The sequence below is a fragment of the Nonomuraea sp. NPDC049695 genome (assembly GCF_040674955.1).
Lineage (GTDB): Bacteria > Actinomycetota > Actinomycetes > Streptosporangiales > Streptosporangiaceae > Nonomuraea > Nonomuraea helvata.
The window spans coordinates 32,658-40,437 of record NZ_JBFANV010000092.1 but is presented as its reverse complement, the minus strand read 5'-3'; the positions used below and the strand labels follow the sequence as shown (position 1 = coordinate 40,437).

8 protein-coding genes are annotated in these 7,780 nt (G+C 66.9%); 3 read left to right on the top strand and 5 right to left on the bottom strand.

All coding sequences use genetic code 11. The features are described 5' to 3' along the window. On the bottom strand, window positions 1-792 hold a 792-nt coding region (locus tag AB0J64_RS46545), incomplete at its 3' end, for a hypothetical protein (protein ID WP_364042510.1). A 14-nt stretch (window positions 793-806) separates the two neighbouring features. Between AB0J64_RS46545 and AB0J64_RS46540 the strand changes: the two genes are divergently transcribed. After that, the gene (locus AB0J64_RS46540; RefSeq protein WP_364042508.1) at window positions 807-1,208 is read left to right on the top strand and encodes a hypothetical protein; all 402 of its coding nucleotides are present in this window, start codon (window positions 807-809) and stop codon (window positions 1,206-1,208) included. A 109-nt stretch (window positions 1,209-1,317) separates the two neighbouring features. On the opposite strand, the gene AB0J64_RS46535 is transcribed toward AB0J64_RS46540, so the two are convergent. Continuing rightward, entirely contained in the window at window positions 1,318-2,148 is an 831-nt protein-coding gene (locus tag AB0J64_RS46535; RefSeq protein WP_364042506.1) for a tyrosine-type recombinase/integrase, read from the bottom strand. A 314-nt stretch (window positions 2,149-2,462) separates the two neighbouring features. Here AB0J64_RS46535 and AB0J64_RS46530 point away from each other — a divergent pair, with 314 nt between their 5' ends. Further along, window positions 2,463-3,461 carry an IS630 family transposase gene (locus AB0J64_RS46530; RefSeq protein WP_364042504.1) on the top strand — a complete coding sequence of 333 codons (999 nt, stop codon included), beginning with the start codon at window positions 2,463-2,465 and terminating at the stop codon, window positions 3,459-3,461. A gap of 5 nt (window positions 3,462-3,466) precedes the next feature. On the opposite strand, the gene AB0J64_RS46525 is transcribed toward AB0J64_RS46530, so the two are convergent. Then, on the bottom strand, window positions 3,467-3,931 hold the full coding sequence (locus AB0J64_RS46525) for a GNAT family N-acetyltransferase (RefSeq protein ID WP_364042502.1): 465 nt from the start codon (window positions 3,929-3,931) through the stop codon (window positions 3,467-3,469). 213 nt (window positions 3,932-4,144) lie between these two features. Further along, window positions 4,145-4,600, bottom strand: coding sequence for a MarR family transcriptional regulator (locus tag AB0J64_RS46520; protein ID WP_364042500.1), 456 nt, complete (start codon window positions 4,598-4,600; stop codon window positions 4,145-4,147). 94 nt (window positions 4,601-4,694) lie between these two features. Here AB0J64_RS46520 and AB0J64_RS46515 point away from each other — a divergent pair, with 94 nt between their 5' ends. Then, a complete protein-coding gene (locus AB0J64_RS46515) occupies window positions 4,695-5,240 on the top strand; it encodes a YceI family protein (RefSeq protein WP_364042498.1) in 546 nt (181 codons plus the stop codon). Between the two features lie 146 nt (window positions 5,241-5,386). On the opposite strand, the gene AB0J64_RS46510 is transcribed toward AB0J64_RS46515, so the two are convergent. Beyond that, window positions 5,387-7,762 carry a Tn3 family transposase gene (locus tag AB0J64_RS46510; protein WP_364042496.1) on the bottom strand — a complete coding sequence of 792 codons (2,376 nt, stop codon included), beginning with the start codon at window positions 7,760-7,762 and terminating at the stop codon, window positions 5,387-5,389. Window positions 7,763-7,780: the final 18 nt, after the last annotated feature.

The window sequence follows — 7,780 nt, the reverse complement described above, 5'->3', positions numbered from 1 at the left end:
GAGCACGGCGATGGCCCGTCCACCCAGCACATAGGCGAGCGAGCGGCCGTCCGGGGCCCAGGACAGGCCGCTCACCATCGAGTGCGTCAACGTCTGCCAGTCCCGGCGCCGGCCGGTGGCGACGTCGAGCACGGAGATCTTGGCGCCACCTCCGATGAGCGGCGTGGAGTAGGCCAGTCGGGTGCCGTCGGCGCTGAGGGCGAGGTCGTAGACGAGCGTCATGTCGTCGGGGTCGGTCTGGGTGACGGCCACCGGTTTCCCGGGCCGCCCGTCCTCGCCGAGGCGTACGAGGAAGAAATGAATCTCTGGGTTCTTCGGCTTGGTCCAGCCGGCGATGGCGAACGTGCGGTTGTCCCGGGCGGCGGCCACCAGGTGCCAGGAACTTTCGACGCCGGGCGGCAGCGGGATGTTCGCGATGAACGACCCGGTCTCGGCATTGTGTACGGCGGGCGGCACCGGGGTGAAGACAGCGGTCTTGGACTTGTCGGGGAAGTGGGCGAGCGGAGTGCGTGCGGAGAGGAAGAACCGTGGCGGACCCGTCGCAGCCAGGGGTGCTCCGGTCGCCATGGGCTCGGCCAAGGAGGTCGCCTGCGGGAACAGGTGCCGTACGGGACCCGAGGACACCATGGGTGAGGGCTGGGGCGGGACCACCGTGAGCGACGGCAGTGGCGGGGATGCCGGGGGCTGGGTCGCGCTGACGAGTGACACCCGGTCGGCGGCCGGATCGGCGCATCCGGCGGCCAGGACGGCCAGAGCTAAGCCCGCCAGGGTGACAGACGTACGGAACGACATGCAGAGATCATCGTATGGAACGGCCTTCTTGGCCAGCACCGGAGAAGTCCCGGCTCGAGGAAATCCACGCCAACCTCATCGTCCGGCTTGTCGAAGCCGAACAACAGGGCTGGCTCGGAGGAGTCGCCGCTATCGAGGCCACCTTCGCGGCAGCGGAGCAGAAGCTTCAAGCCATGCGTGAAGTGGCTGTTCGCACGAGCACCGTCGCCCTCGGGATGTCCGGCATCCGCAAGCCGGCCGGACGGTCCACCGATGCTTCGCCACTCCCGACAGCCGTGACCGGATCCGCACAGCGTCCGCTGCTCTTCCTCGACGTCGACGGACGACTCATCGCCGGCGGCACCCCGTCGCAGCAGTATCCGACCTACTGGACCGCCTCGTCGCCGCGAGCAGCGGCCAATCCGGGGGTCCCGTAGCGAACGGCGGAAATCCAGCGGATTACGGCCTGACCTGCTGTTTCTCGCGTTCCACGGTTTTCGTTGATCATCTCTGCTACGGGGGAGACCCGGAGAAACACGTGAAGCGCTAGTCGAAGACGCGGTCGACGACGGCGGCTTGCTCGGCCGTGCCAGCGCGGAAATACCGAGCCGAGGTGTCGAGGGACGCGTGGCCGAGGAGGGCCTGGACCTGAGCGACGTCGGCACCGCCTTCGCGGAGCCGGGTGGCGTAGGTATGGCGGAGCCGATGGGGGCGCAGGCCGGGGAGCTTGGCGTCGGCGCCGACGGCCAGTACGACCTGGACGATCCCAGAGATGGTCAGGGCTCCGCGCTGGCCGGTCCACAGCGGGCCGGGCTGGCGGCCACGGATGTCGAGCCATGCAGTAATGCGGGCCCGTGCGGTCGGTGGGATCGGGACTGTGCGGACTTGATCGCCCTTGCCGTGCAGGCGGATGGTGCCGGTGCGGGCGGTGATCGCGATGTCGTCGGCCTCCAGCCGTGCGCACTCCTCCTCGCGGGCTCCGGCAAACAGCAGGACCGCGATGATCGCCGCGTCGCGGGCACCGCGGCGGGCGGCAGCTCGTTCGACGGCACCCTGCTCGGCGGTGGTGAGGGCATCGGGCTCGCCCGGTTTGGGCACGGTGGCACGTTTGACGTCGATGCGCAGCCCCACCTGGGCGTACATGAGGGTGAGCGCGGCGATGCCCTGGTTGATGGTGTTGGGCGCGGCCCGGTCGTTGATCCGGCTCCGGCGCCAGGCGGTGACCGCAGCTTCGGCGCCCACCAGGTCGGCGAAGGCGTCGTCACGCTCGGCGGCGTGCTCGGCCAGCCACGCGACGTAGGCGGCGATCTGCCGCCGATAGGCCTTTACCGTGTTGGCCGACAGCTTGCACCGGTCGAGGTGACGGTGCGCCGCCACCACGGCCTCAAGAGCGGCAGCGCCGACGTCGCCGGCGGACTAGCGGAAAACGAACGGCGAAATGAACGCCGTGGCCGGTTGTGGCGGCCTCTGCGGCTGTGTCCCCGCTCGTGTTCATCAGACGTTCCTTAGATGAACGCCTAAGAAGGCCCCCTTCCCCGGGAGAGCCTGACGGTCCGTCCAGATCCTGCACGGGTCTGCGCCGCGGACGCTTAGGAGCGGCTAGTGCCGCAGCAGGCAACGTTTGCCCTGTTGTGAGATGACGCGCCGTCCGGGTGTCGCCCCGGGCGGCGCGGACGCGCCATGCTGTCCTCGTGGCAGAACGCGTGCGGGTTCGAGAGATCGATGACGAGGGACAACGACTGCTGCGGATCATCCGCCGAGGCACCGGGTCATTCGACTCCCTCTACCCGAAGTACCGAGGCGGGCGACCCAAAACGTTCACGCTTCCCGAACGCCGGGAGATCAAGAAGATCGCGAAATCCAAGCCGGCCGAGCACGGCCTGCCGTTCTCGACCTGGAGCCTGGCCAAGCTGGCCGACTTCCTGGTCGCCGAGGGGGTGGTCGACGACATCAGCCACGAGGGCCTGCGCATCCTGCTCCGCGAGGAAGGCGTCTCCTTTCAACGCGTGAAGACCTGGAAGACCTCCCGCGACCCCGACTACGCCGCCAAGAAGGCCCGCGTCGAGCACCTCTACGCCATCGCCGACGGCGAGGTCATTCCCGAAGTGGGCGAGCCTGAGGTCGTGTTCTGCCTGGACGAGTTCGGGCCACTCAACCTCCAGCCCCACCCCGGCCGGCAATGGGCCGAATGCGGGGGCAGGGGCAAGGATCCCGACCGCGAGCCGCGGCCCCGCCGCCGGGCCACCTACACCCGCCCGCATGGAGTGCGGCACCTGTTCGCCGCCTACGACCTGGGCAAAGACAAGCTCTATGGCCACGTGAAGAAAGCCAAGACGCGGATGAAGTTTCTGGAGTTCTGCCGCTACCTGCGCACCCTCTACCCGACGGATGTGCGCATCGCGATCGTCTGCGACAACTTCTCCCCGCACCTGGCCACCAAACGGTGCCGCAGGGTGGCCGACTGGGCCGAGGCGAACAATGTTGAGATCGCCTACACCCCCACCAACAGTTCCTGGCTCAATCGCATCGAGGCCCAGTTCACCGCCCTGCGCTACTTCGCCCTGGACGGCACCGACCACCCCACCCACAAGGCCCAGGGCAGCATAATCCGCCGCTACATCATCTGGCGGAACAAGCACGCCGCCGACGAGCGCCTCTGCAAGGTGGTCGCACGGGCGAGCGTCGCCTGATCGTCTCAGCGCTCGGCGAGCAGCAACTCGCCGACGATCTGCCCGTGGACCTCCTGCCCGGTCGGACGGAACCCGAGCCGCAAATAGAACTGTTCGGGACCGTGCTCGCCTGCCACCCACAGCACCGTTACCCGATCCTGCCCGCGACGGCGGGCTTCCGCACACACCGACTCCACCGCGAAACGCCCGTAACCCCGGCCCTGCTGACCGGCCGCGATGTTCAACCGCCAGATCCCACAGCGGAACACGTCGACCGGATTTTGCGGATCGAAGCCGCCCATGACGAAGCCCACGAGCTCGTCGGCATCGAAGATGAGCCGAGGCCAAGCCGTCTCGCCGTTCGCATACGCCTCGGCGAGCGACCACGCGACCGGAGCCACGAAATCCTCCTGCTCGGGCCGCACTCTCAACCGGCAGGCAGCGCCGACGTTGTCCGGCGTGATCGTTTCCAGGCGCAGCGATGAAGTCATTCCGCCACCCTACGGATCACCCCCGACAATTCAACGGGGCAAACGTTGCCTGCTGCGGCACTAGGCGAGTCGGTATCACCACGGATGCGGGCGTGGAGATGCATGCCTCGCCCGGAAGGTCAAGAAGTACGCCAAATAGCCACCCCCCAGAATCCAGTCACAGCGGTCAAAGTCATACACAAGCATCCATTTCGGTCTAGGCATCCCGGCTATCTATTCGTGCGCGGTCAGGTGATCGAGGAGGACCTGGCTGATCTCGCCGAGCTGCTGGATCTGCTCGGGAGTCAGCAGATCGATCAGGTGGGCGCGGACGCTGTCCACGTGAGCGGGAGCCGCGGCCTGCAGGGCCGCCAACCCCTGATCGGTCAGTACGGCGAGCCAACCGCGCCGGTCGCCCGCGTAATGCTCGCGCCGGATCCACCCGCTCTGCTCAAGCTTGTTGGCCGCGTGGGAGATGCGGCTGGGCTTGGAGTTCGTCCAGAGGGCCAGCTCGCTCATGCGCAGGGTGCGCTCAGGGGCCTCCGACAGCAGAACCAGCAGCTCGTAGTAGGTGGGCGGCATGCCGGCCGCCGTCTGCAGATCGCGTTCAAGCCGGTCGGTGAGTAGGCGCATCGTCAGCCCGAAGGTACGCCAGGTCCGCTGCTCGCCGTCGGAGAGCCATCTCGTCATATGAAGCATCCTACGCAATAGTTGCGCACTGAAATACTTCCATGTACTGTCCTGCTCAATCTTCCAGCACTGAAATATATTCGAAGGAGCGGGCATGTACCCCAGCAAGCTCACCGGCACCTACACCATCGACCCGGACCACAGTCGCTTCGGCTTCGTCGCCCGCCACGCGATGGTCACCAAGGTGCGCGGCAGCTTCCCCATCGAGGAGGCCACCGCCCACCTCGACGCCGCCAACCCGGGTGCCTCCAGCGTTCACGTCATACTGCGGGCGTCAGGCGTGGACACCGGCAACCCGCAGCGTGACGCTCACTTGCGGACCGGCGACTTCCTCGACGCCGAGGGCCACCCGTACATCACTTTCACCAGCACCGCCGTCAAGCACACCGGCGCCAACGGCTTCGAGGTGACCGGACGGCTGACCATCCGCGGCGTCACGCGCGAGATCACCATTCCGATCGACTACTCGGGCACCGCCATCGACGCCCAGGGCCTCACGCGGGTCGGCTTCGAGGGAGCAACCGTGATCAACCGCAAGGACTACGGCGTCAGCTTCAACGCCGTCCTGGAAACCGGCGGAGTGATGATCTCCGAGCAGATCACCGTGGAGTTCGACCTGTCGGCCGTCAAGGCCGCCTAACGATTCCGGCGCTACCCCGGACCGATCCACAGTTTCCTTCATTTCGACACCCTCATCCCCGTCCGTGGACGCAGCGGCCGGCGAGATGTATGCCGACTCCAAGGAACTCATCAACGCCGCCCAATAGGAAGCACTCAAGAATCAATTCATGACATCTCGGGTATGAGCCCCTCCGTCCCGGCGAAAGGTCTCGTGCGCAGGGGCCGCCAGCCGTTGTCGAGCTTGGCGAGCTCGGCTTCCACCTCGACGGGGATGGCGCCGAAGAAGTTGATGTTCTCGCTGCGGCCGGGGGAGATGTGGCCGAGCAGTTCGTCATCGACGGGCTTGCCGTCCGCACGAAGTTGCTGCACGGCGAGCCCGAAATATTCGGTCGTCCAAACCACTACACCGTTGGTCAAGATGGTCAGGCACCAGGCCTGTTCGGTCTGGTCGGACAGGTAGGGCCGGGCGGTGATGGTGCCCTGCTGGGCGTAGTGCAGGTCGCGGCGCAACGCGTGCAGGGACTCACCCTTGTTGAGCTGCCGGAAGATCCGCCGCCGGTAGACCGGATCCGACAGATAGCGGGCAGTGTGCAAGGTCCGTCGCAGCAGCCCCCATTCCTTGAGCGCGGTCGCCAGGGTGTTCTGGCGTGGCGCGGCCGACCACTTGCCGACCACCAGGGATGCGGTGGCCTGCCCGTACTTCAGCGAAGCGCCCATCCGCAGCAGGTCGTCCCACGTCCCCTCCACGAGGGGTTCGTTCCAGCGGGAGGTCAACAGCGGCCCGGTGTTCGGGTACAGCCGATTGATCGCGGTAGGGGTGTCATCCCGCACCAGGGTGACCTTGGTCAGGTCCCGCATCCGGGGGGTCAGGCGCTTGCCGACCAGGTCGAACAGACTGAAGTTGATCAACGTGGCGCCATGCGTGTCGGTCGCGTGATCATGCAGCGGGAGATCGGTCTTATTGCCGAGGAACTCATCCAGCGTGTACTGGCCTTCGCGGGTGGTCGGCACGAACTGCTGGGTGCCGAACGTTGACCACTGGTCGGAGACGTGGGTGTAGGACGACAGCACCTGGCCGCCGTAGATGGTCATGTTTCGGCTGGTCAGGCTCTTGCCGCGAACCGGGAAGCGCTGCCCGTCGGAGGAGGACATGGTGCCGCCGCCGAACACCTTCGACAGCTCCAGCCCGTGGTGGTGGTTGACGATCACGGTGTTGGCGTCCCGGAGCGTGTCCTCGCGGATGTACCACTCCATCGTCCAGGCGAGCACCTCATACGACACCCCGCAGGCCTCGCTCATCCGGACCAGGCCCATGTTCGTACCGAGGCCGATCAGGCAGGCCAGGATGTTGCGTTTGGTACCCGCCGATTTGGCCAGCTTGCGGCCTCCGGCGTGGGTGAAGCAGTCCAGGAACCCCGTCCGGGCGTCCAGTTCGATCAGCACTGAGGCGATCGGCGCGAACGGCAGCATCCCCGCCAGGTCCTCATGCAGGTCCTTGGCCTCCGACGGGATGTCCTCGGCCGACAGCGGCGGCACGATGAGGTTCCCGTCGGTGTCCAGGCGGACCACGCCGGCCTGGTCCGGCGGCGCGTTCCGCAGCGTGTCCTCCAGCTCGGTCAGCGCGGCGTGCAGCTCGGTCTTGCCGATCTCGACCGCGTCCTTCCCAGTGAGGGGCTTGCGGACCAGCTGGGCGTACTCCGTCCGCTTCGGCTTGCACTGATCAGCGGTGTACAGGTACGTCGATGGATCGGCGTACCGGCGCGACCCCGGCACGAAGATGTCGCCGGAGCGCAGCCCGTCGCGCAGACACAGGATCACTACCAGCTCCCAGTAGTGCCGGAACGCAGTGTCCTCCCCAAACGCGCGGGCCTTCTCCAGATAGTCGGCGTACCGGGCCGGCACAAAACCCGTCGGCGCCTTCGTGGGGACCTTGCGGCCGCCGGTCTCGTTCAGCACCCTCAAGATCTCGACAGCCGCCATCAGTTCATCGGTGCCGGGCCCGCCCTGGAAATGGACGGCCGCCAGCACGTTCGGGGTGAACTGGCGCAGATAGGAATAGGAGGAGTCCAGCTCCGACAGCCGTCCATGGTCCTTCGGCAGCGGCTTCCACGCATCGGAGGTGATCTCTCTCAGGCGCCGCATCCCGATCTGCTCACGCAGCATGCCGCCGACCTGCTCGTCCGGCACCGACGGATCGGCCAGCACGGGCAGGATCAGGTCCATCAGCAGCTGCCGGGCCTCGCCCTTCTTCGCCCGTTCAACCAGGGCCTCATCGGTCTTGCTCTTCGCCCGCGACTCACGCGCCGACACCGCCTGATCGAACAGGGCCACGACCTCGTCCAACTGGCCGATCGCGGCCTGCGCCACGAACGCCAGCAGGATCGGGTACTTGCGTTCCTCCCGCCGATGCAGCGCCTGGTTCGTCGACCGGCGCGCCACCGAGGCCAGGAACCGGCGCCGCTCGTTCGGCAAAGCCGACAGGTCCATGGTGTGAGCGTCGATCGCCCGCAGCCACAACAGCTTGTCGATCGACGTCTTCACCGCCGAGGCCGTGGCCTC